This is a genomic window from Tessaracoccus pujii (assembly GCF_054483895.1).
The window spans coordinates 2,387,503-2,411,279 of the sequence record NZ_CM137012.1 but is presented as its reverse complement, the minus strand read 5'-3'; the positions used below and the strand labels follow the sequence as shown (position 1 = coordinate 2,411,279).

Below are 23,777 nucleotides of genomic sequence, written 5' to 3'. Positions count from 1 at the left end.
TCAGGCACCATACTGCGTCATGGACCTGAGAGATGTCTGAGAAGTTCATCGCAGGGCCTCCAGGACCGCCGTGAAGATGGGGGCGGCCACCCTGCCGCCGGAGATGTCGTCGCGGGCCACGTCGGCGTCCTCGACGAAGGCGACGACGGCTACCGCCGGGTCCTCCGCATAGCCCACGAACCAGGCGTAGGGCGGGCGGTCCGGGGCAGTCTGGGCGGTACCGGTCTTGCCGCCCACCACAACGCCGTCGATGCGGGCGGGCCGGCCGGTGCCGTCCTCCACCGTCGCCACCATCATCTGCTGCAGCAGCTCGGCGGAGGAGCTGCTGAGGGGCCGCCCGGCCACCTCGGGGCCCCGCGAGTCCAGGACCGTCAGATCCTGGTTGGTCACGGTGCTGACCATGTAGGGGGCCATCATCACGCCGTCGTTGGCGATCGCCGCGACCACCTGCAGCATCTGCAGCGGGGAGGCGGCCACGTCGTACTGCCCGATGGCCGACAGCGCAGTCTGGGCCGCGTCGATCTCGGCGGGGAAGCGCGAGGTGGCCACCGTGATGTCCGAGGTCTGCTCCTGGTTGAAGCCGAACGCCTCCGCCATGGCGCGCAGCTTGTCGTCGCCCAGGCTGAGGGCCAAGGAGCCGAAGGCGGTGTTGCAGGAGGTCTTCAGCGCCTCCTCCAGCGTCACCGTCGTTCCGCCGCAGTTGGTCGAGTTGCCCATGGAGCGGCTCGAGTTGGGCAGCGGCAGTGACGCGGGGGCGTCGAGTTCGCTGCTGGGCACCATCCCGTCCTCCAGCGCGGCGGCGGCCGTGACGAGCTTGAACGTTGATCCGGGCGGGTACACCTCCCGGGTGGCGCGGTTCTTGAGCGGCTCCGTCGGGGAGTCAAGCAGCTCGGTCCACGCCTCCCGCTCGGCCTCCAGATCCACCGTCGCCAGGCGGTTGGGATCGTAGGTGGGCGTGGAGACCAGCGCGAGGATCTCACCGGTCTCGTAGTTCATGGCGACGGCGGCGCCCCGCTGATCACCCAGCGCACGGACGGCGGCCGCCTGGGCGCGGGGGTTGAGCGTGGTGGACACGTTGGCCCCCTGCGACCGCTTGCCGGCGACGAGGTCCACGAGGCGGCCGAACGACTGCTCGGAGGAGGTGCCCGCCAGGTCCTCGTTGTAGGAGCTCTCGAGGCCGGAGCGGGCGTAGTCGTAGGAGTACCAGCCGGTCACCGAGGACCAGAGTTCGCCGGCGGGGTAGGTACGCACGTACGGGAAGCGGCCGGGGCGCTGCACCGAGACCGCGATGGGCTCGTTGCCCACCAGGATGGCTCCGCGGGGTCGCGAGAACTCGGCGTCGCGGACCCGACGGTTGCGCGAGTCCGCGTTGAGGTCCTCCGACTGGACCACCGAGATGGCGGTGAAGTTGAGCAGCAGCGCGGCCATCATGAGCGCCACGAACACGGTGACCTTGCGGATGGGGCCGTTCATCGGCTGATCACCGTCGTGGCGTCGTCGAGGGCGCCCACCTCGCGGGGCGCGGCGGTCGCGGCCTGGGGCATGCGGCTGCGGTGTGAGATCACCATGAGGATGGCCACGATGATCCAGTTGGCGATCAGGCTGGACCCGCCCTGGGACATGAACGGTGTCGTCAGCCCCGTGAGGGGGAGAAGCCGGGAGACGCCGCCGATGATGGCGAACACCTGCAGGGCGAAGGCGAAGCTGAGGCCCGTGGCGAGCAGCTTGCCGAACCCGTCGGGCGAGGTGACGGCCGTCTTGAAGCCGCGCGCCACCAGCAGCGCGTAGACCAGCACGATGCCCATCACGCCCATCACCCCGATCTCCTCACCGAGGGCCGCCGCGATCATGTCGCTCTTGGCCAGCGGCGTGAGGCCGGGGCGCCCGAGGCCCCAGCCGCGGCCGAACAGCCCGCCCCACGCGTAGCCGAACTGGGCGCTGATGATCTGCAGGTTGCGGTCGTAGTCGCTGAACGGGTCCAGCCAGGCGTTGACCCGCCGCGGGACGTGCCCGGTGAACCGGTAGGCGGCCAGGGCCGCCCCGATGAACGAGATCCCGGCCAGGATCGGCCAGGCCGGCCGCTCCGTCGCCACGTAGATCATCACCGTGAACAGCCCGAAGAACAGCATGGAGGTGCCCAGGTCGTTCTGGTAGACCATCACCACCAGGCACAGCACCCACATGACCGCGATGGGCCCGAGGTCCCGGGCGCGGGGCAGGTCGATGCCCATGAACCGCCGGCCGGCCAGGGCCAGCACCTCGCGCTTCTCGTAGAGGTAGGCGGCGAACGCGACGGCCAGCAGGATCTTCGCCACCTCGGCCGGCTGGAACGACAGCCCGAACACGCGGATCCAGATCTGGGCTCCGCCCGAGGACACGCCGATGACAGGCAGCAGCGGGAGCAGGAGCAGGACGAGCCCGGAGATGAACAGCAGGTACGGGTAGCGCTGGAGCCGGCGGTGGTCCCGCAGCCCGAACGCGACGACGGTGAACAGCGCCAGACCCAACCCAGTCCACAGCAGTTGCGTGGCGGCGTCGTCGTTGACCGGCTCCGGGATCTGGTCGATCCGGGCGATCATGGCCAGCCCGAGCCCGTTGAGCAGGAAGACCGACGGCAGGATGACCGGGTCCGCGTAGGGGAGCCGGAACCGCACGACGAGGTGCGTGGCCAGGCCCATGCCGTACCAGGTCAGGGCGACCGGGACCAGGCCCTGCGGCAGTTCCCCGTACAGGTTCAGACTGGTGATCACCCAGCCGGCGAGACCGAACGACTGCGCGAAGAGCAGCAGGAACAGCTCGACCGTCCGCCGCTTCTTGTAGACGATGACCTCATCGGAGACCGCCGGCTGCACCGTCGCCGTCATCAGCAGGCCTCTGGGTCTGCCTCTTCGCTGGCCGTCGGGGTCGCGGTGACGATCTCCGTGGGCAGCAGGAAGCTCGGGACGGCCGACTGGCTGGACGGCCCGCTCGGGGCGGCGGACAGCGTCGTGGTCGGCAGCCCGGGGATGGTCTGGGCCGGGCTCGGGCTGACGCTCGCGCTGGGCGACGGCGACAGCTGCGGAGTGGGCTGCTGGCGCTCGCGCCGGACCTCGACGCAGCGTTCGGCAAGCCCGCGCAGCTGCTCGGTGGTGCTCTCGGCGGCGGCGATGCCGTCCACCTGGATGGTGGAGTCCACCACCCGTTGGTAGAACGGCGGCAGGTCGGTCACGCGGATGTCGGTGCGCTCGGTCAGCGTGTTGAGGTCCGCGCCCAGCAGCGATCCGGGGAGCCCGTTGTAGATGGCCACGAACCCGTCGTCGGCGGCCACGAAGTAGCGCGTCTGGGAGTAGGCATACACCGCCCAGGTGCCGCCGCCCAGCACCAGGGCGATGGCCAGGATCATGGCGGTGACGCCGGGCCATCGTCGCCTGGGTTCGTGCGGCGCGTAGCGCGCCACCTCCGAGGCGTCGTGCTCGACGACCACATCCTTGGCCGACTGCGGCCAGCGCGGGTCCCTGTTGCCCGGATCCTTGCGGAGGGCCAGTTCGCCGGTGCGCGGCACGTCCAGCTCCGTCGCGGCGCCGACGAGCACACCGGCGCGGGCGTCCAGGGCGTCGTCGTGCTCCACGACGTCTGCCATGACGATGGTGATGTTGTCGTGACCGCCGTTGGCGTTGGCCCGCTCGGCCAGGGACGCGATGGCGGTCACGGGGTCCTCCCGCCGGATGATCTGCAGCAGGGTGGCGTCGTCGACGAGGCCGCTGAGACCGTCTGAGCAGAACATGATCCGGTCGCCCAGCCGGGCGTCCAGCAGGTCGAGGTCCGGCTCGAACTCCACCTGCCCGTTGAGCACCTTGAGGATCAGCGAGCGGTGCGGATGCGTGGCGGCCTGCGCCGCGGTGATCTTCCCCTCGTCGAGGAGGGACTGGACCCAGGAGTGGTCGTGCGTGATCTGCGTGAGGGTGCCGTCGCGCAGCAGGTAGCCGCGGGAGTCGCCGATGTGGGCGAGGCCGAACTGCTCCCCGTTGAACATGGCGCCGCAGAAGGTGGTGCCCATGCCGTCCAGCTCGAGGTCCTCCTCGATCAACTCGCTCAGCTTCGTGTTCGCCCTGGCGATCATGCCGGCCACGCGCTCCAGCATCTCCTCGCCGTCGGCGGCGCGATGATCCGAGCGGGCCGCTTCCAGCGCCGCGACGGCGGAGGCGAGGTCTCCGGCGGCCGCACCGCCCATGCCGTCGGTGACCAGCAGCATCGTGGGGGAGGCGTAGCCGGAGTCCTGGTTGTTCTTGCGGACGCGCCCCACCTCGGAGTGGGCGGCGAAGCGCAGCGAGAACGCCATCAGATCTCGAACCGCATGAGGGTCTTGCCGATGCGCACGACATCACCGACGGTGACCCTGGTGGGCTCGGTGACGAGCTTGCCGTTGACGTAGGTGCCGTTGGTGGACTGCAGGTCCGTGATCACCCAGGTGGTGGCGTCCTTCTGGACCAGCTGGGCGTGCCGGGCCGAGGCGTAGTCGTCGTCCAGCAGCAGCGTGGAATCTGCCGCGCGGCCCAGGTTGATGGTGGGTTCGACGGGCACCGAGGTGCCCTGTTGGGGGCCGGCCGTGATGGCGAAGCGGGTGGGCAGCTTGGATCTGTTCCTGCCGCGACCCCGGTCCGCCGGGATGGCGGTGAGCGAGGACACGGGCACGCGGCGACCGAACATGTCCGTGCGCACCACGTTGGCGACGAAGAGGATGAAGAGCCAGAGCATGGCCAGGAAGACGATCTTGATCGCCGCGACGATGAGGTCTGACACCTACGATCCCGTCGGTGCGTGGATCAGCATCCTGGTGTTGCCGACCTCGATCCTGGCCCCCTCGCCAACCCTGGTCTTGGTGACGCGGCTCCCGTTGACCAGCACGCCGTTGGTGGAGCCGAGGTCCTCGACGGTGACCACCGGATGGTCGGGATCGCCCGAGACCGTGATCATGGCGTGGCGCCGGGAGACGCCTGGATCGTTGAGCCGGAGGTCCGCCTCCGCGCCGCGCCCGATCAGCAGGCCGGGGGCCACCAGCGGGTGGCGCACGCCGTTGACCTCCACGACCAGCCGCCCGCCCGCGTCGGGGGAGGATGAGTGCCCCGTGCCGTCGGTGGTGGTGGCGTGGCTGGCCACGGTGAACTGGCCGGTGGGGAGTGCCTCGTCGAGCGTGTAGTCGATGGTGACCGGGCCGTTGAACACGTAGTGCCGGTCCGCCGCATGATCCCGGATCCCGGGCATGATCTCGGCGTTGAGCGTCTTGGAGTACGGCACGAGCCTGTCGTAGTCCGCACGCGAGAGCCCGATGGTGAACGCGTTGGGCACAAGGCGCTTGTCGCGGCTGAGGAGCTTGGCCTCGGCGTCGAGTTCGCGCTGGATGCCCGCGACGAGTTCGACGGGGTGGACGAAGCCCTTGAAGGCCCGGGCGAAGACCTTGCCGACGGCGGACTCGATCCGCTTCTCGGCCTTGTCGAAGACTCCCATACGCCTCCTCTCGGTGCTCAGACGGCGCCTCCCCACAGGCAAAGGTACCGGGCCAGCATAACTGCCGCGCCGATGCCGGCGCGAGACAGCCCCGTGACAGGCCCTTGAACCCTAGACGGCGCGTCGATGCGCGTCGTGCGCCCAGGCGAAGGTGCGCACGGCGCCGGCGAACGCGCGCAGGATCACCTGGGAGCCCTCCAGCGCGGACAAGGACTCGTCGGCGAGCTGCGCCTCGACGTCGTGGGCGACCGCCCGGATCTCCGGAGACGTCCGCAGGGTCTCGAGCAGTTCGTCCTGGACCATGTTCCACAGCCAGTCGCGCTGCTGGTCCAGGCGCCGGGCGGCCAGCGACCCCTCGGCCTCCAGGTCCGCGCGGTGCTTCTCCACGGTGTCCCACAGCTCGTCCAGGCCGGCGCCCGTGTACGACGAGCAGGTCAGCACCGGCGCGCGTCGCTTCTTGGTGTCGCTGGTGATCAGTTTCATGGCGATGCTGAGCTCCCGGGCCGCGACCCTGGCGGCCTGCTCGTTGTCGCCGTCGGCCTTCGTGATGGCGATCACGTCCGCCAGCTCCAGGATGCCGCGCTTGATGCCCTGCAGCTGATCGCCGGTGCGGGCCACCTGCAGCATGAGGAAGGTGTCCACCATCCCCGCGACCGCCACCTCGGACTGGCCCACGCCCACGGTCTCCACGAGGATGACGTTGTAGCCGGCGGCCTCCAGTACCAGCATCGATTCGCGGGTGGCGCGCGCCACCCCGCCGAGGTGCCCGCCCGACGGCGAGGGCCGGATGAAGGCGTCCTCACGGGCGGCCAGCTCCGCCATGCGGGTGCGGTCGCCGAGGATGGAGCCGCCCGTGCGCGACGACGACGGGTCCACCGCGAGCACGGCCACCTTGTGGTGCCGCTCGTCGATCAGCTTGACGCCCATGGCGTCGACGAAGGTGGACTTGCCTGCTCCGGGGACGCCGGAGATGCCCACCCTGAACGCGTTGCCGGTCAGTGGCGCGATCCGTTGCAGCAGCCGGTGCGCCTGGTCCCGGTGCGCGGGGTGGGTGGACTCCACGAGCGTGATCGCGCGGGCGATGTGCCCACGCGACCCCGCCACGATCCGGTCCGCCAGCTCCTCGGGTGTCACCTTCCGCATGGCTCAAGACCCTACCGTCGCCGGTAGCGGTGGGGCCGTCAGCCCTGGTTGGCGTTTCCCTCCAGTTCCAGGATCTCCTCCGCTGCCACCGCGACGGCGAGGTGGAGCGGCTGGTCGCCGGCGAGTTCGGGCTCGAGGAAGGCCACGACGCGAGCCGCGTCGGCCACCAGATCCTCACCCACGAGACCGGTCAGGCGCTCCCCGGCGGCGTCGCGCACCGGCGCCCCGTGCCCACGGAGGTGCAGTAGCCAGGCGGCCACTGCGCGCACGGCCGCCGCAGGCATCTCGCCGCGGGCCCGGAAGGCGGCCACGGTGGGCACGATGCGCACCGGGAGCTTGAGGGAGCCGTCGCTGGCGATCTGCGCGAGCAGGTGCCGGATGTTGGGGTTCTCGTAGCGCTCCAGCAGCGCCTGGGCGTACGCCTCCCACGGGACGCTCAGACCCTGGCCGGCCTCGGCCCACCACTGCTCGACCCACGCGCGCAGCGTCGGGTGCGCGATGGCCTCCGAGACGGTCTCCACGCCGAGGATGGGCCCGGCGTAGGCCAGCAGCGAGTGCGACCCGTTGAGCATCCACAACTTGCGCTGCTCGTACGGTTCCACGTGCTCGACGATCTGGGCTCCAGCGGACTCCCAGTCCGGCCGGCCGGCCGGGAACTGCCCGCTGATCACCCACTCGCTGAACGGCTCCGTGGGCACGGGCGACGCGTCGACGTAGCCCTGCGTCGCGGAGACGGCCGCCAGTTCCTCTGGGGTGGTGGCCGGGGTGATGCGGTCCACCATCGAGGTGGCCCACGCCACGTTGTCGGTCATCCATCCCACCAGCGTGGGGTCGACCAGGGCTGCGGCCTCCGTGACGACGGTGGCGAAGGCCGTGCCGTTGTCCGGGATGTTGTCGCAGGGGAGGATCGTCATCGCGCCGGAGCCGGCGGCCCGGCGGGCGAGCAGCCCGGCCAGGATGCGCGCCGGCACGGTCGACACCGTGGCCCGGGCGATCCGGTCCGGGCTCACGTCGCCGCCGGCCACCAGGTCCCGCAGGGTCGCGAGGTCGGCCGCGACCGCCGGGTCGTCGGCGTCGAGGTGCCCGTCGGCGATCCGGTGGTAGCCCGCCTCCGTGACTGTCGAGGTGACGACGGCGAGGTCCGGCGACGCGAAGTAGCCGATCAGCGCCGCGAAGTCCGAGGCCGGATGCACGCGGGAGATCGACGAGATCACCTCGAAGGTATCGCCGTGGGCGCCCTTGGTGATGAGGGTGTAGAGACCGTCCTGGGGGGTCAGCAGGTCGGACATGACGGGGCGACGGCCGGTGAACGCCGCGATGCCCCACTGGTCGGCGTCCGAGGCGTGCTCGGTGTACCAGGCCTGATGGGCGCGGGTGAAGTTGCCGAGGCCCAGGTGGACCATGCGGACGGGGGCGGCGGGGCGGCCGAAGCCGGCGCGGGTGAGGGGCGTGGTGGTGGTCACAGCTTGAACACTTTCCTGGGCTGGGTGGATACGAGGTCGATGGCCGTCTCGACGGCCTCGTCCATGGCGAGCCGGTGCTCGGCGACGAGGGTGGCGAGGAAGGCGGAGTCGACGCGGCGGGCCACGTCGTGGCGTGCTGGGATGGAGCAGTAGGCGCGGGTGTCGTCGATGAAGCCCGACGTCTTGGTGAAGCCGGCGTAGCCGGTGACGCTGCGCCGGTAGCGCATGATGGCGTCGGCCTCGTCGATGAACCACCATGGCGCCCCAACGTACATTCCGCGGTACCACCCGGCCAGCGGCGCGAGCTCGCGGGAGTAGACCGTCTCGTCCATGGTGAAGACCACCAGGTGGAAGCCGTCGGCGTTTCCGTAGGCGTCCAGCATCGGCTGCAGGGCGCGGGTGAACTCGAGGCCGTAGGGCACGTCGCCGCCCACGTCGGCGCCGAAGCGGGCCTGCGTGGCGGTGTCGTGGTTGCGGTGCACCCCGGGGTGCAGGGTCATCACCAGGCCGTCGTCGCACGCGAGGCGCGCCTGGTCATTGATCATGTGGCGACGCAGCGCGTCCGCGTCGGCGGGGGCGATGGTGCCGGACAGGGCCTGCTGGAACAGGGTCTCGGCGCGCGCGTCGGTGAGTCGCGCGGTGCCGGCATCAGCGTGGGAGTGGTCGGTGGACACGGCGCCGTTGTCCTTGAAGAACTGGCGGCGCACGCGCATCGCCTCGACGTGCGAGGCGTAGTCGGCGATGTCGACGTCCGTCACCCGGGCGAGGTCGGCCGTCAGGGCTCGCCAGCCGGGCCGGGCGGACTCGAGGTAGGCGTCGGGCCGGAAGGTGGGCACCACCCGGCCGGTCCAGGTGGGATCGGCCGCGAGCTTCGCGTGGGCGGACAGGTCCGAACACGGGTCGTCGGTGGTGGCCATCGCCTCGATGTTGAAGCGCTGGTAGAGGGCGCGCGGGCGGAACTCGTCGCGGGTCAGGCTGTCGGCGATCTGGTCGTAGATCTGATCGGCCGTCTCCGCCGACGGCCGCACGGTGACGCCGAACACGTCGTGGAACTCGGACTCGAACCAGAACTGCACGGGGGTGCCGCGCAGGACGGTCCAGTTCTCGCACAGCTTGCGGAAGGCAGCCCGGGCCTGCGACTCGGAGAGGGGTGTGCCGACGGGGACGCCCAGGTCGGCCAGGTCCACGCCGGCTGCGCTGTGCAGCATCCGGTTGGTGTAGTGGTCCGGGGTGAGCAGGAGAGTGGTCGGGTCGCTGAAGGGCTCGTCGTCGGCCAGCCACTCCGCCGGCACGTGGCCGTGGGGGGAGATGATGGGCAGGTCGGCCACCTGCGCGTACAGCTCGCGTGCGATCGCCCGGGTTCCCGGATCAGCCGGCAGGAGCCGGTCCGGGTGGGGGTTGAGTGCGGTGGGGGACATCGGTGTCTCACTTGTCTTTTGGAGTCGGGTGGATGGCGGTGAGGGTCTTGGAAGGAGGCGGCCCGACGCTTTCGCGCACCAGCAGCTCCATGGGGGTCACGATGGTTTCGGCGCTCGGAGTGCTCCGATGGCGGAGTTGGGTGATGAGTGCCCGCGCGGCGCGGGCGCCGATCAGGCTCGTCGAGGGGGAGACTGTGGTGAGGGTGGGTGTGGTGAGCACCGATGAGATGGAGTTGTCCACGCCGATCACCGACACGTCGTCGGGCACGCGGTAGCCGGCGCCCTGCACCTGCTTCATGAATCCGATGGCCATGATGTCGTTGAAGGCGATCACCCCGGTGGTGGGATGCTCCTGCCAGGTGCGGCCCGCGGCGAATCCGCCGTGGATCGACGGTGCGTTGGGGCCGATGCGCCGCAGGTGCAGGCTCAGCTCGTGGCACGCCTCGGACACCGCGCGCCATCGGGCGCCGTCGGCCCAGGACGCAGCCGGTCCCGAGAGGTAGGTGAGGTGGCGGTGGCCGAGCGTTGCGAGATGCTCGACGGCGCGTCGCATCCCGCGGGCGGTGTCGGGAATGATCGACGGCAGCCCGGCGATGGTGCGATTGACGGCCACGACCGGGGTGACCTTGACGATCTGCGTGATCGCCGAGTCGCTCAGCCGCGACGAGGTGAGGGCCACGCCGTCGACCAGGTGCAGGACGCTGTGGATCAGCCGGTTCTCCGTCTGGCCGTCCTCCTGCGAGTCGATGAGGAGGACGGTGTGCCCGTGGGCCGCGGCTTCCTGCTGGAAGCCCTTCATGATGTGGGCATAGACGGGATTGGTCACGTCGGCGACGACGAAGGCGAGCAGTTTCGTGCTCCGGGTGAGCCCGTCGGGACGTGCGATCGGGTCGACGCGGTACCCGAGCCGGGCTGCGGCCTCATGGATGCGCAGACCCGTCTCCGAGTTGACGCGGCCGGGACGGGCGAAGGCGCGCGAGACGGTCGACGGTGCCACGCCGGCCTCCTTGGCCACGTCGTAGATCGTGACGCGCTTGCGGCGCTTGGGGGTGCCTTGTTCAGTCATCGGTCGCCTCCTCGCCGGGCCACGGCGCCCCTGGGAAGAGACCGGCCCGCCAGGCCGCGCCCTGGGCGAGGGTGAGGGCGACGCGCTGCGCGCATCCCAGCTGTCGGGCCAGTTCCTCGACGTCGACGAACTCGGCGGTGGCCTGGCGGATGGGCGAATCCGCGCCGTCGCCGGCGACCTTGATCCGCACCTCGACGCCGTCCACCTCGACCGTCCGCCAGGTGCGGCTCAGGGTCCGGCGGCGCCACGGGGGCGAGACCCGCACCCCGATGGTCGAGGTGTGGGTGATGAGCGCATCCACCACGGCGTCGACGGCCGCCGGCGGCACCAGGGCCGCGACGGTGTGGGCGGGTCGGCCGCGCTTCATCGTGATCGGCGTGAGCCAGGCGTCGACGGAGCCGGCGTCGAGCAGGCGGTCGAGCACCGCTGGCCAGACCCGCGGGTCCAGGTCGTCGATGTTGGCGCTGACCTCGCACACCTCGTGGGGAGTGGAGTCGCGGGCCCCCTGGGGGCCGGCCTGGGCGGTTGTGGTGCCGACGACGACGCGCAGGACGCCCGGACGGTCGGCTCGGGCACGGCTGCCGGTGCCCACACCCACGCTCTGGACGGACATCGTCGGCAGCTGGCCGACACCGTCGCAGAGGGTACGGATGAGGGTCATGCCGGTGGGGGTGCAGAGCTCGCCCACGTCGACCGGTCCGCCCGCCTCCACCTCCCAGCCCACGGCGAGCTCGATCACCGCTGGTGGCGGGACGGTGAGCAGCCCGTGCTGCGTGTGGACGGTGCCGGCTCCGACCGCCACGACGGAACTGGTGGCGTGCTCGACGCCCAGGGTGCGGAACGCCTCACACACGCCGACGATGTCCCCGATCGAGTCCAGCGCGCCCACCTCGTGGAAGTGGACGGCTTCGGGATCGGTGCCGTGGACGGCGGCCTCGGCCCGCGCGAGCGAGCGGAACGCCGAGGTGGCGAGCCGGAGCGTCGTGGCGGGCATGCCCGGCACGTCCAGCATGGCCTCGATGTCGCGGAGATGTCGTGCGGGAGGGTTGGTCTCGTCAGCGATCACATCGACCTTGTGAGCGGCGAACGGGCCGCGGTGCAGGCGTCGCGACCGAAGATGCAGCGCGCCCGGGGCCACCAGATTCAGGACGGCGGCCACCGACCCGGCGTCGGCGCCGGCGTCGAGGAGCGCGGCCAGCAGCATGTCGCCCGACGCGCCCTGGCTCGCGTCGATCCAGAGGGTCCTGGGGGCGGTGACGTCGTCACGCCAGATACCCGCGGGCTCGATGCGGAGGCCCGCCTCAACCAGCTGGCCGTCGGCGGTGGTCAGGCGCTCGTGCTGGTGATGGCCGCCGGTGATGATGTCATGCATGGCGGTCCTTCCGGGGGGCGGAGATCTGGGCGGCGAGGTGGCCGGCCCCGTAGCCGTTGTCGATGTTGACCACCCCGACGCCGGGGGCGCAGGTGTTGAGCATGGTGAGGAGCGCCGCGACACCGTTGAAGCTGGCGCCGTATCCCACGGAGGTCGGGACGGCGACGACGGGGCAGGACACCAGCCCGGCGACGACCGGCACGAGCGCCCCGTCCATCCCGGCCACCACGACGATGACGTCCGCGTCACGAAGGTCGTCGAGGCGGTCGAGGATGCGGGTGAGGCCGGCGACGCCGACGTCGACGATCTCCAGCACCTCGCGGCCGAGGTGTCGGGCCGTCAGCGCGGCCTCCCGGGCGACGGGGAGATCCGAGGTGCCCGCGCAGGCGACCACGACCCGGCCCCCCGACGGTGTGGGCGGATCGGCGGGCCACGCCAGCAGCGCGGCCGTGGCGTCGTAGAGGGCGTCGGGAAGCTCGGCCCTGATGGCGTCGGCCTGGTCCCGGGTGGCGCGGGTGAAGAGGACGGCGCCGATCGGTTCCTCGCCGGCGGCGGCGCGCTCGCGCCACATCCGGGCGATGACACCGCACTGGTGCGCGGTCTTACCGAGGCAGAAGACCGCCTCTGCGTAGCCGCGGCGGGCGAAACGGCCGAAGTCCAGGGTGGCGATGTCGCTCACAGCGCCTCCGGCCTGGCAGTCAGCAGCTGGAGGGTGAAGGCGCCGGACTGGATGCCGGCGAGATCGAGGGTGGCGTGCCGGAATCCGGCGGCCCGCACGGCTGCCAGGAGCGCGCTGCGGCGGTGGTCGTCGGCCAGGAGAGCGAACTCCGGTGTCGGCACCTCGATCCGCGCCGTGTCGCCGTGGTGGCGGACGCGGCAGTCTGTGAACCCCGCAGCGAGCACCGCGTCTTCTGCCGCGTCGATGGCGGCGAGCTTCTCCGCCGTGACCTCCTGGCCGTGCGGTATCCGGCTGGCGAGGCAGGGCGAGGCGGGCTTCGCGGCCGCCTGGAGGCCCAGGTGCGCGGCGATGGCGCGGACGTCGGCCTTGGTGGCGCCCGCCGTGGACAGGGGGTGCCGGACGTGATGTTCCCGGGCCGCCCGGCTGCCGGGGCGGTCGGGCCGCCCGGCGTCGTCGGCGTTCTCGCCGTAGGCCACGACGTCGAGGCCGAGTTCGGCCACCACTCGGGCGTCCAGACGGGTGAACAACTCGTCCTTGCAGAAGTAGCAGCGGTCCACCGGGTTGGCGCTGTAGGACGGGTTCTCGAGCTCGTGGGTGGCCACCTCGATCACCTGCAGGCCCAGTTGATCGGCCTGGTGGTGGGCGAGGCGCCGCTCGCGGCGGGCCAGCGACGGCGAGACGCCGAGCAGCAGCACTGTGTTGGCCTCCCCGACGGCTCGGGCGGTGAGCGCCGCCAGGACCGCCGAATCGACGCCTCCGGAGTATGCGACGCCGACCCGCGGGCACTCACCCGAGTGCAGCAGGAGGTCGGCCGCGACGAGCGTCGCGATCAGTTCCAGGTCTGCCGGCAGCTCGCCGTGCAGATCCACCCGCATCTGCTCCGCCAGCCACGCTGCGCGATGGGAGGACATGGCCGTCAGCGCCCCTGCTCGTCGCGCAGGCGCAGCCAGCGCTCACGCACGGAATAGGCGGCAGCCTTGGGCAGTCGGTCGCGGGTGAACATGCCCTTCTTGTTGCCGCCCACGCGCATGATGCCCGGAGTGGTCTGGAAGTCCGCGAAGTTCCACATCTGCTCGCCCGCCACCTCGCGGTAGTCGTCGAACACGCGGTGGTACATGCCAAGCAGGTCCGTCTGGAACTCCTCGGACCAGGGGCGATGGTGGAAGTCGCGCAGCCCGCTCAGCGTGTCGGGTCCGTACTCGGTGAAGATGATGGGCTTGCCAGGGGCCAGCTCGATCCAGGCATCGATCTCGGCGCGCAGGTGCGCCTCGGCCAGGGGCACGTCGCCGTTGTCCCAGTACCAGCCGTAGTAGCGGTTGAGCATGACGACGTCGTAGAGGTCGGCCACCTTCTCCTTGTCCGGGGTGGAGAGCTGCACGTTGACGTAGCCCACCGGGCGGGTGGGGTCGGCCTCGCGGGCGGCGGCGACGAGTGGCTCGAAGTAGGTGCGGCCTGCGTCGGTGAAGGTCTCCGGCTCGTTGGCGATCGACCACAGCACGACGCTGGGGTGGTTCTTGTCGCGGGCGATCAGCTCGCGGATGTGGTCCGCGTGGACCCGCTGGGTCTCGTCGTTGACGGTGTTCGGGCTGAAGGTGGAGCGAGGGGTGTCGTCGCCGAAGATGCCGCCGGTGATGCCCGCGTTGAGGCCCACGGCGGCGGTCTCGTCGATGACGACGAATCCCTGGCGGTCCGCGTAGTCCATGACCTCTTCCGCGTAGGGGTAGTGCGAGGTGCGGAACGAGTTGGCGCCCTGCCATGTCATGAGCTCGAAGTCGTGGACCATGAGCACGTTGTCGTGGCCCTTGCCGCGGGACAGGTTGTCCTCGTGGCGGCCGTAGCCGCGGAAGTAGAAGGGCTTGCCGTTGATGAGGAACTGCGAGTCCTTGACCTCGACGGTGCGGATGCCGAACGGCTGGGGGTACACGTCCTGGTCGGCACGGACCTCGAGGGTGTAGAGGTAGCCGCGCCCGGGCTCCCACAGGTTGGCGTCGGCGACGGCGAGCTGACCGGTGGCGCCCTCGGCGCTGGCCACCTCGGTGCCGGTTGCGTCCAGCACGCGCACGGAGACGGTGCTCGCTCCGTCTGCCGTCACGTCGTACTTCACGATGCCGTCGGCGCCGTCGATGTCGGTGACGATCGTGACGTCCGTGACAGCGACGGCGGGCCGCGTGTAGAGCAGCACGGAGCGGTGCAGGCCCGCGTAGTTGTAGAAGTCGTGGAAGTAGTACTGCTTCTCGCGGCCCAGCGCGTCGGTCTTGACGAAGCCTGGGGGGATGGATTGCCAGGTGAGGCGGTTGTCGACGGCGACCGTGAGCCGGAACGAGTCGCCGGGCGCGACCAGGTCCGTCACGTCCGCTTCGAAGGGGAGGTAGCCGCCGACGTGGCTGACGACCTCGGCGTCGTCGACCCAGGCGGTGGCCTCGTGTGTCGCGGCGCCGAACCGGAGGAGGAGACGCTCGCCGTCGGCGACGCGGGGGACGGTGACGCTTCGCTGGTACCAGACGACGCCTACATGGTCGTGGAGCGCGGTGTCGGTGGTCACGTCGTTGTAGGAGGCAGGCACGGGCATGGGCCGCGGGTCGGCCAACGCGCCGGCGAACCACCGCTGGTTCCGGCCCTCGTTGGCAGTGTCTGCCTGGAAGTCCCACACGCCGTCGAGCGTGGTGATGGACCGGGTCGGTGAGGTGCGGGCTCCCAGCATGCTTGCTCCTTTGCGAGGCGGTGCGTCAGTGCGGCTGTGCCAGTTATTGCATCATGTTGCCTGGTTTGCGGATCCTGAATTGCCATAAGTTGCCGTGGGTCCTTGACACTCATGGCGCCGGAGCGCGGAGGGCGCCGTGCAGCATGGCAAGAAGCGGCAACTTTGATGCCTCCGAGGTCGCCGGTGGCACATTTGTTCCACTAGCTCAGGCGAATCGGCAACACATCGAGGGCCTGACTGAACAAGCAAGGCGGCGTCGAAGCCGCCCAGTCAAAGGAGACGTAATGTCAACACACCTCGAGACCCCCACCCGGGCGGTCAAGGCCATTCGTCCGTTCGGTTGGCGCGACAAGATCGGCTACATGTTCGGTGACTTCGGAAACGACTTCACCTTCATGATGTCCGCCTTCTTCCTCGGCGCCTTCTTCATCAAGGGCATGGGCATCGACCCGATCGCCGTCGGCCTGGTCTTCCTGGTCGCCCGTTTCGTCGACGCCTTCACCGACGTCGGCATGGGCATCATCGTCGACCGCTCGAAGCCCACCGCGGCCGGCCGATTCCGCCCCTGGCTCCTCCGTGGCGCCATCCCGGTGTCGCTGGCCATGGTCGCCATCTTCGCCATGTACTGGTTCCTCCCCGTCGGCGAGGCGCAGATGGGCGCCAAGATCGCGTGGATGTGGGTCACCTACTTCCTCTGGGGCTCGGTCTTCTACACCATGATCAACATCCCCTACGGCTCGATGGCGTCGGCCATCTCGCCGGAGGCCGACGACCGCGCGCAGCTCTCCGTGTTCCGTTCGATGGGCGCCTCGCTCGCCGGCATCGTCATCTCCCTGACCGTCCCGCTCATCGCGTTCCAGGGCAAGGAGATCCTCACGGGCCGGTTCCCGATCATCGCCGTCGTGTTCGGCGTCCTCGCGGTCGTCTGCTACGCCCTCTGCTACGTCAACGTCCAGGAGCGCGTCGTCGTCGAGGCGAAGCCCAAGGGTGAGGGCGGCGGCGCCGGCGCCATCGTCAAGGGCCTGTTCACCAACCGCGCCCTCGGCGGGCTGATCCTCGCGGCCATCATGCTGCTGTTCGCCTCGCTGTTCGCCGGCTCGGTGAGCTCCTTCCTGTGGCTCGAGTACTTCGAGCGCGGCGAGCTTGCCTCGATCGGCCAGATCCTGTCGTTCGCCCCGGCCCTCGCGCTGGCCGCCTTCGCCCCGGCGCTGGCCCGTCGGTTCGGCAAGAAGGAGATCGGCGTCATCGGAGTGCTGCTCTGCGGCGTGCTCCACATCTCCCTGTACTTCGTGGACCTCCGCACCTCGCCCTTCGCCTTCCTGCTCATCTTCGGGTTCGCGGTGATCGGCCTGGGCCTGTTCAACGTCCTCGTCTGGGCGTTCATCACCGACGTGATCGACCAGCAGGAGGTCAAGACCGGTTCCCGTAACGACGGCGTCGTCTACGCCGTGTACTCGTGGTCCCGCAAGTTCGGTCAGGCCCTCGCCGGTGGCCTCGGATCCATGGCGCTCGGCTGGATCGGCTACCAGACGGCCACGACGGCCGGCGAGTCCGTCACCCAGAGCCCCGAGACCATCCAGGGCATCTGGATGCTGTCGACACTGCTGCCGGGCTTCATGTACCTGGCCTGCGGTCTCGCCCTCTGGCTCGTCTACCCGCTGGGCAAGGAGGCTGTCGCCTCCAACATCGCCGAGCTCAAGCGTCGTCGCGCCGAGGCGGAGGCTGCCGCCACCGTCTGAGCCGGACACGACCCCTCGGGGCTCATCCAGGAAACGAACGGCCCCCGCTCCGGCGGGGGCCGTTCTGTCGTCCACCCCGTCGGGGGCCGTTCTGTCGTCCACCCCGTCGGGGGCGATGCCCCGTCCGCCCCGCCGGGGGCGATGCGCCTCTCGATGGTGCGGGGAGCCGTGAGCCGAGTCCCGGGCGGCCGCTCTGTCCGGGTCCCTGACCGGTGTCGACCCTCGCGTCGCGCGGGTGGGTGAGGCCGCCCGGGACTCGGCTCACCGCTCCCCGCACTGGTCACCGGTGACGTGGCCAGGTCCGGGCGGGTGTCGGCGGGGCGGCCCTGGCTCGGGTATGTGCAGGCGGGAGGCCAGTGGGGTGATCGTCGGGCTGGGCATCAGTGCGCCGAGCCGCCCCGCCGATCCCCGCCCTCAGCGCGTTCGGAGGGCTGGGCATTAGTGCGCCGAGCCGCCCCGCCGATCCCCGCCCTCAGCGCGTTCGGAGGGCTGGGCATCAGTGCGCGAAGCCGCCCTGCCGATCTCCGCGCTCAGGTCGTTCGTCGAGTCCCGACAACCGATCGACCGGGGATCGTGGCCGGGTAGGGGATTGAGCCGGACACGGCTCTCGGGGGACTGAGTTGAGCCGGACACGGCTCTCGGCAAAGGCGCACGAGCCGGATCCGAGGCTCAAGGCTGAGTTGGAAGGATTCGATCGATCCAACTCCCGCGAGACTCAGATCCGGCTCAAGTGAGTGGCGGCAGACCATCCAGGACCCCTCGTCCTTGCGGCGCAGTGGCCCCAGGGACGAGGGGGAACGCCCGGTTGTGCCTGCCGGCAGGCGGTCGTCGTCAGGCGGGGAGACGGTGGCGCTGTGCCTCAGTGCGGTGCAGCAGTTCGCCGGCGTTGGGCACCACGAGGGTGTCCGGGTCCGCCTCCATTGCGGCCAGGTCCACCTCCGCCGGATCCAGGTAGTTCAGGTTGATGCTCTCGACGACCTCGCGTGGGATCCCCGTCGCCAGCGTCACCGTCACGCGATTGGTCTCGACGCCCGTGTCCGGGTCGTAGTCGCCGAGCCCGCGCAGGTGGGTGGAGTGCGCCAGCTCACCCCACGGGTGATCCTTGAATCGCTCCCACTGACCGACGAAGTACTGCCGGTTGTGGTAGCCGATCTCCTCGATCCCCGGGTGCATCACGGAGACGTGCTTGATGTGCGGCGCGTAGATGATCAGCTCGCCGCCGTCGGCGACGACCGGCTCCATCTTGTAGAAGCCCTTCGCCCCCGTCCACATGTCCTCGTACATCGTCGGAATGACCGACACCACCCGCTTGTAGGCCTTGGGCACGTACTTGACGTGCACCTGGCTCGACACCTGTGCGCACGCCTCCCACGACGTGCGTGTGTCGCCGAACGACAGGAACTGCAGATCGTCGGAGCCGGGCTTGACGATCATCCCGAGGAGCAGCTTCGTCGACGGGATGAGCGCGGCGGCGGCGTCGATCATCTGGCGCACCGGCGTGATGCCGACGCTGCCGATCATCTCGAAGCTCGTGATGAGTGCCCCCACCCAGTGCGACATGTCGATCACGTCGTGTCCCGAGAGGCCAGGGAAGAAGTACTTGTTGCCGCCGGAGATGCCGACGACCTCGTGCGGCAGCACCGGGCCCAGGACCAGCGAGATGTCGGTGTCGACGACCATCCTGTTGACCAGCACCGTCATGGCCCGGTCCGTCAGCCGTCCGTCGGTCAGCTCCCCGATGCGGGCGGCGTCGATGGTGCCGAGATCCGCGAACGTCTCGTCGTTGCGCCAGTCGTGGTTGTGGATCTCCCAACCGGGGTACTCGTCGGCGAAGTGGCCGGGCTCGTAGCCCATCAGCGCCGCGATCGCCTCCTCGGACATGTAATCGTGCGTGCCGAGGGCGATGACGACGCGGACGGAGCTTGGGCGGGTGCCGAGGGCGTCGCGGACGAGGTGCGCCAGCATCGCCACCGGCGCGTGGCGGGTGCCGTCTGGGACCACGAGGGTGATCCGCTTGCCCGCGACGTCGTAAGCGCCGACGGCGTCGGCGACGAAGCGCCGGATCTGCTCCTCCGTGAGGGTCGTCTCAGGCCCGCCGACGGTGGCGGCCGGCGCGACGCCCGGGTACAGGTTCATCATGATGATCAGCCTAACTCTCGTGAATGGGGAAATCCCCCGGGCCCGTAGAGGAGGGCCCGGGGGAAGTGGCGGAACGGTGGAGCGGTCAGCGCTTCACGCGCGCGTTGCCGGACCAGATGGACCAGACCTGCTCCTCGTCGGCCGGTGCGGCGTAGTCGTTGAGCGACGTGGCGGCCAGCGCCCCGGTCGCCCACCCGAACTGCATGCACTTCTCGGCGGGCCAACCCTTGAGGATGCCGTACAGCACGCCGCCGACGGAGCCGTCGCCGCCGCCGATGCGGTCGATGACGTCGATATCGCGGAGTTCGGCGACATGGAAGTCGCCGTCGCCCCACAGCACCATGCCCCACTCGTGGCGGTTGGCCGAGACCACCTCGCGCAGCGAGGTGCCGACGTAGGAGGCCTGGGGGTACGTCTGGCGAATGCGCCCGATCATCTCCTTGAAGCTGTCGATCTTGGCCCCGATGGCCTCACCGCCGGCCTCTGGCCCTGGGATGCCCAGGCATAGCTGGAAGTCCTCCTCGTTGCCGTAGAGGATGTCGCAGAGCCCGGCGATCTCGGTGAAGGTCGACCGCAATTCCTGCTCGCGGCCCTTCCAGAAGGACGCCCGGTAGTTGAGGTCGAAGCTGATGGCGGTGCCGTGCGCCTTGGCCTTGCGGGCCACCTCGACGCAGAACTTCGCGGTCTGCTCCGACAGGGCGGCGACCAACCCCGAAAGGTGCAGGATCTTCACGCCCTCCGTGGCGAACAGCGTGTCGAGATCGTAATCGTCGGCCGACAGGGTCAGCCCCACCTCGCCCGCGCGGTCGTTCCAGACCCGCGGGCCGCGACCCCCGAAGCCCGAGTCGGCGATGTTGAACTGGTGCCGGTAGCCCCAGGCGTCGCCCTGCGGCACGTCGGGACCCTCGAACGCCATGCCGCGACCCCGGAGGTCCGCCTTGATGAACGCCGAGATGGGCGATCCCTCGACGAAGTTGGTGAGCACCTTGACGGGCAGGCCGAGGTAGGACACCACCGACGCCACGTTGGTCTCGGCCGAGGTGGCCTGGAGCGTGAACTCCCGGGAGGTGTGCACGCTCTGCCGGTTCACCGGCGTGAGTCGCACCCCCATGGACGTGGGCACCACGAGGGCCCACTGCGCATCGTCACGGAGTTTCATGATCCCGCGCCTCAGGCCTCGACCTCGGGGCGGCCGTCGGCGGCCCAGAGGGTGTGGAAGGAGCCGTCGAGGTCGATCCGGCGGTAGGTGTGAGCGCCGAAGAAGTCGCGCTGACCCTGAATGAGGGCGGCGGGGAGGCGATCGGCGCGGACACCGTCGTAGTAGGAAAGCGACGACGAGAACACCGGTGCCGGGACGCCGTGCAGCGCCGACTGGCTGACGACGCGACGCCACGACGGGAGGGCTGCGACGATCTTGTCGTAGAAGTACCCGTCGCCGATGAGCAGCGGCAGTTCCGGTGCGGAGGTGTAGGCGCGGGTGATCTCGCCGAGGAACTGGGCGCGGATGATGCAGCCCCCGCGCCAGATGCGCGCAAGCTCGCCCAGGTTGATGTCCCAGCCGTAGGTCGCGGCGGCGGCCTGGATCATGTTGAAGCCCTGGGAGTAGGCCACGAGCTTCGACGCGTACAGCGCCAGCCGCACGTCCTCGATGAAGGCGTCGCGATCCGTCACGTCCCAGGCTGCGGCCTGGCCGTCGAAGTTGCGGGCGGCGAGCCGCTGCTCGACGGACGAGGAGAGTCCGCGGGCGAAGGTGGCCTCGCCGATGCCGGTGACCGGGACGCCGAGGTCGAGGGCGGTCTGGACGGTCCAGGAGCCGGTGCCCTTCTGGCCCGCGCGGTCGACGATGATGTCGACGAGGGGCTGGCCGGTGGTGGCGTCCGTGTGGCGCAGCACCTCGACGCTGACCTCCATGAGGTAGGAGTCCAGGTCGCCCTTGTTCCACTCGGCGAAGATGTCGGCGACCTCGGCGGGCGTCAGGCCGAGCGCGCGGCGCAGCAGGTCGTAGGCCTCGCCGATCACCTGCATGTCGGCGTATTCGATGCCGTTGTGGACCATCTTGACGAAGTGGCCGGCGCCGTCGGGGCCGACGTGGGTGCAGCAGGGTTCGCCGTCGACGACCGCGGAGATGGACTCGAACATGGGGCCGAGGCGCTTGTAGGACTCGACGGAGCCACCGGGCATGATCGAGGGACCCCAGAGGGCGCCCTCCTCACCGCCGGAGACGCCGGCGCCCACGAAGTGCAGACCCCGCTCGCGGAGCGCGGCCTCCCGGCGGCGCGTGTCGGAGAACAGGGAGTTGCCGCAGTCGACGATGATGTCGCCCTCGTCCATCCGTGCGGCGAGCTCCTCGATGACGAGGTCGGTCGCGGGGCCGGCCTGGACCATGATGATCGCGACGCGCGGGCTGCTGAGGGATGCGACGAACTCGTCCATCGTCGCCCCCGGGACGAAGACGCCTTCGGTGCCGTGGGCGTCCATGACGGCCTCGGTCTTGGCGACGCTGCGGTTGTGGATGGCCACCTTGTGGCCGTTGCGGGCGAGGTTGCGGGCCAGGTTCGAGCCCATCACCCCCATGCCGGTGACTCCGATGTCAGCGCTGGACGGGGTTGGGGTGGCGAGTGCCATCGATGCTCCTTTGGGTCGTGTGCCCCTTCAGGATGGCCCCGCGAACACACGCTGCAGGAAAAGTTGCCACTTGTTGCTCAGGGCAAACCTCGGGCATGGCAACTAAAGGCAACTGACGTGGTCCGAGGGCCTGTCGCTCGTACGGTTACATCATCAGCAACGGAGCAAGGAGCAGCATCATGGTGGACCTGAAGGCCACGCCTTTCAACCTCGACGACGAGGCGATCAGCTGGGTGCAGAGCACCATCGCGGAGATGACCGACGAGGAGAAGATCGGCCAGCTCTTCGTCAACATGGGCGCCCAGCGCACCGAGGAGTACCTCACCGGCGTCCTCGACACGTATCACATCGGCGCGGTGCGCTACGTCCCCGCCAAGGCGGACGAGGTCTGGGAGCAGAACAACATCCTGCAGACCAAGTCCAAGATCCCCATGCTGATCGCGGCGAACACCGAGGCCGGCGGCAACGGCGCGGCCACCGACGGCACCTACGTCGGCTGGGAGGCCAAGATCGGCAACACCCAGGACGCCAGGTACGCCTATGAGATGGGCCGCATCTCCGGCGTCGAGGCTGCGGCGGTGGGCTGCAACTGGTCCTTCGCGCCCATCGTCGACATCTACCGCAACTGGCGCAACCCCATCGTGTCGCGTCGCGCCTTCGGCGGCGACGTGGATCTCGTCCTCGAGATGAGCCTCGCCTACATGAAGGGCATCCAGGAGTCCGGCATCGCGCCGGCAGCCAAGCACTGGCCGGGCGATGGCATCGACGAGCGCGACCAGCACCTCTCCCACGCCCCCAACTACCTGTCCACCGACGAGTGGGACGCCACGTTCGGCCGGCTGTACAAGGGCCTGATCGACGCGGGCCTGCCGTCGCTGATGACCGGCCACATCGCCCTGCCGGCGTACCAGAAGCACTTCAACCCCGACATGACTGACGAGGACATCCTCCCCGCCACCCTGTCGAAGGAGATCAACACCGACCTGCTCCGCGGCAAGCTGGGCTTCAACGGCGTCGTGGTCACCGACGCGAGCCACATGGTGGGCCTCACCGCCGCCATGAAGCGCTCCGACATCCTGCCCACCGCCATCGAGGCCGGCTGCGACCTGTTCCTGTTCTTCAACGATCCCGACGAGGACTTCACCTGGATGATGGAGGGCTGGAAGAGCGGCAAGCTCTCCGACGAGCGGCTTCATGAGGCACTCACCCGCATCCTCGGCCTCAAGGCCATGCTCGGCCTGCACACCCGGAAGCGCGAGGACATTCTTCCCCCGAAGGAGGTGGCCATGGCCCTCATCGGCCTCCCCGAGGCCAAGGAGATGGCCAAGGAGGTCGCCGACCACGCCATCACGCTGGTCAAGCACAAGCAGCCCGAGAACCTGCCCATCTCGACGACCAAGTTCAAGCGCATCCTGGTGGTGCCGATCGGCGCGGCGCCCAGCCCCTTCGCGATGATGGCGGGCGGGGCCGGCGAGCACCCGGCCGACAAGATCGTCGCCAAGCTGCGCGAGCGCGGCTACGAGGCCGACCGTTACGAGTCGCAACTCGACAAGATCAAGGGCAAGTCGCCGGAGGAGACCAAGGAGATCCTGCAGAACGCCTATGCAGGCAAGTCCCCGATCTCGGGCCTGACCGACAACTACGACATGGTCATCTCCGTGGCCAACGTCAACGGCCTGGGCCAGGCCGTCGAGCGCCCCTACTGGCCGGGCACCAAGGGCACCCTCGACATGCCGTGGTACGTCCACGAGCTGCCGACCATCCTCGTGTCGACGGCGTCGCCCAACCTGCTTGCCGACATGCCGCAGGTCAAGACGTTCATCAACGCCTTCGACGACCACGACTTCAACCTCGACATCCTGCTGGACAAGATGGAGGGCAAGAGCGAGTTCAAGGGCGTCTCGGCCACCGAGATGTTCCCCTTCCCCGACTCCCGGATCTGAGGGCC

Annotated in this window: 17 protein-coding genes and 1 pseudogene; 2 read left to right on the top strand and 16 right to left on the bottom strand. The window is 69.7% G+C overall.

The genetic code is table 11. The annotated features are described in order from the left end of the window. Positions 1 to 45: 45 nt before the first annotated feature. The 13 genes from ACX1D0_RS11535 to uidA form a co-directional block, all read right to left on the bottom strand. On the bottom strand, positions 46 to 1,473 hold the full coding sequence (locus ACX1D0_RS11535) for a peptidoglycan D,D-transpeptidase FtsI family protein (protein WP_459018035.1): 1,428 nt from the start codon (positions 1,471 to 1,473) through the stop codon (positions 46 to 48). Further along, positions 1,470 to 2,864 carry an FtsW/RodA/SpoVE family cell cycle protein gene (locus ACX1D0_RS11530; RefSeq protein ID WP_459018034.1) on the bottom strand — a complete coding sequence of 465 codons (1,395 nt, stop codon included), beginning with the start codon at positions 2,862 to 2,864 and terminating at the stop codon, positions 1,470 to 1,472. The genes ACX1D0_RS11535 and ACX1D0_RS11530 overlap by 4 nt, the downstream gene beginning before the upstream one ends. After that, positions 2,864 to 4,318, bottom strand: a complete 1,455-nt coding sequence (locus tag ACX1D0_RS11525) for a PP2C family protein-serine/threonine phosphatase (RefSeq protein WP_459018032.1) — start codon at positions 4,316 to 4,318, stop codon at positions 2,864 to 2,866. The genes ACX1D0_RS11530 and ACX1D0_RS11525 overlap by 1 nt, the downstream gene beginning before the upstream one ends. Next, positions 4,318 to 4,779 (bottom strand): FHA domain-containing protein FhaB/FipA, encoded by a 462-nt coding sequence (locus ACX1D0_RS11520; RefSeq protein ID WP_459018030.1) that lies wholly within the window; start codon positions 4,777 to 4,779, stop codon positions 4,318 to 4,320. Before ACX1D0_RS11520 ends, ACX1D0_RS11525 begins: the two co-directional genes overlap by 1 nt. Further along, positions 4,780 to 5,484, bottom strand: a complete 705-nt coding sequence (locus ACX1D0_RS11515; RefSeq protein WP_459018028.1) for an FHA domain-containing protein — start codon at positions 5,482 to 5,484, stop codon at positions 4,780 to 4,782. 111 nt (positions 5,485 to 5,595) lie between these two features. Then, positions 5,596 to 6,627, bottom strand: a complete 1,032-nt coding sequence (gene meaB / locus ACX1D0_RS11510; RefSeq protein WP_459018026.1) for a methylmalonyl Co-A mutase-associated GTPase MeaB — start codon at positions 6,625 to 6,627, stop codon at positions 5,596 to 5,598. 38 nt (positions 6,628 to 6,665) lie between these two features. Beyond that, positions 6,666 to 8,090 carry a mannitol dehydrogenase family protein gene (locus ACX1D0_RS11505; protein WP_459018024.1) on the bottom strand — a complete coding sequence of 475 codons (1,425 nt, stop codon included), beginning with the start codon at positions 8,088 to 8,090 and terminating at the stop codon, positions 6,666 to 6,668. After that, positions 8,087 to 9,508 (bottom strand): glucuronate isomerase, encoded by a 1,422-nt coding sequence (gene uxaC / locus ACX1D0_RS11500; protein WP_459018022.1) that lies wholly within the window; start codon positions 9,506 to 9,508, stop codon positions 8,087 to 8,089. Before uxaC ends, ACX1D0_RS11505 begins: the two co-directional genes overlap by 4 nt. 7 nt (positions 9,509 to 9,515) lie before the next feature. Continuing rightward, positions 9,516 to 10,574, bottom strand: coding sequence for a LacI family DNA-binding transcriptional regulator (locus tag ACX1D0_RS11495; RefSeq protein WP_459018020.1), 1,059 nt, complete (start codon positions 10,572 to 10,574; stop codon positions 9,516 to 9,518). Then, entirely contained in the window at positions 10,567 to 11,946 is a 1,380-nt protein-coding gene (gene larC / locus ACX1D0_RS11490; RefSeq protein WP_459018018.1) for a nickel pincer cofactor biosynthesis protein LarC, read from the bottom strand. The genes ACX1D0_RS11495 and larC overlap by 8 nt, the downstream gene beginning before the upstream one ends. Then, positions 11,939 to 12,625 carry a nickel pincer cofactor biosynthesis protein LarB gene (gene larB / locus ACX1D0_RS11485; RefSeq protein WP_459018016.1) on the bottom strand — a complete coding sequence of 229 codons (687 nt, stop codon included), beginning with the start codon at positions 12,623 to 12,625 and terminating at the stop codon, positions 11,939 to 11,941. The genes larC and larB overlap by 8 nt, the downstream gene beginning before the upstream one ends. Then, positions 12,622 to 13,536 (bottom strand): ATP-dependent sacrificial sulfur transferase LarE, encoded by a 915-nt coding sequence (gene larE / locus ACX1D0_RS11480; protein WP_459018014.1) that lies wholly within the window; start codon positions 13,534 to 13,536, stop codon positions 12,622 to 12,624. Before larE ends, larB begins: the two co-directional genes overlap by 4 nt. A 5-nt stretch (positions 13,537 to 13,541) precedes the next feature. Beyond that, positions 13,542 to 15,326, bottom strand: coding sequence for a beta-glucuronidase (gene uidA / locus ACX1D0_RS11475; protein WP_459018012.1), 1,785 nt, complete (start codon positions 15,324 to 15,326; stop codon positions 13,542 to 13,544). A 284-nt stretch (positions 15,327 to 15,610) separates the two neighbouring features. Between uidA and ACX1D0_RS11470 the strand changes: the two genes are divergently transcribed. Beyond that, on the top strand, positions 15,611 to 17,065 hold the full coding sequence (locus ACX1D0_RS11470) for an MFS transporter (RefSeq protein ID WP_459018011.1): 1,455 nt from the start codon (positions 15,611 to 15,613) through the stop codon (positions 17,063 to 17,065). An 831-nt stretch (positions 17,066 to 17,896) separates the two neighbouring features. On the opposite strand, the gene ACX1D0_RS11465 is transcribed toward ACX1D0_RS11470, so the two are convergent. The 3 genes and pseudogenes from ACX1D0_RS11465 to gnd all read right to left on the bottom strand — a co-directional run. Further along, positions 17,897 to 19,204: a lactate racemase domain-containing protein gene (locus ACX1D0_RS11465; RefSeq protein ID WP_459018010.1), complete on the bottom strand. Its 1,308-nt coding sequence runs from the start codon at positions 19,202 to 19,204 to the stop codon at positions 17,897 to 17,899. 85 nt (positions 19,205 to 19,289) lie between these two features. Next, positions 19,290 to 20,363: a PfkB family carbohydrate kinase gene (locus tag ACX1D0_RS11460; protein WP_459018009.1), complete on the bottom strand. Its 1,074-nt coding sequence runs from the start codon at positions 20,361 to 20,363 to the stop codon at positions 19,290 to 19,292. 11 nt (positions 20,364 to 20,374) lie between these two features. Further along, positions 20,375 to 21,832, bottom strand: a pseudogene (gene gnd / locus ACX1D0_RS11455) (NADP-dependent phosphogluconate dehydrogenase); the annotation flags it as partial. Between the two features lie 176 nt (positions 21,833 to 22,008). Here gnd and ACX1D0_RS11450 point away from each other — a divergent pair. Beyond that, positions 22,009 to 23,772, top strand: coding sequence for a glycoside hydrolase family 3 protein (locus ACX1D0_RS11450; RefSeq protein WP_459018008.1), 1,764 nt, complete (start codon positions 22,009 to 22,011; stop codon positions 23,770 to 23,772). The last annotated feature ends 5 nt before the right edge of the window (positions 23,773 to 23,777 follow it).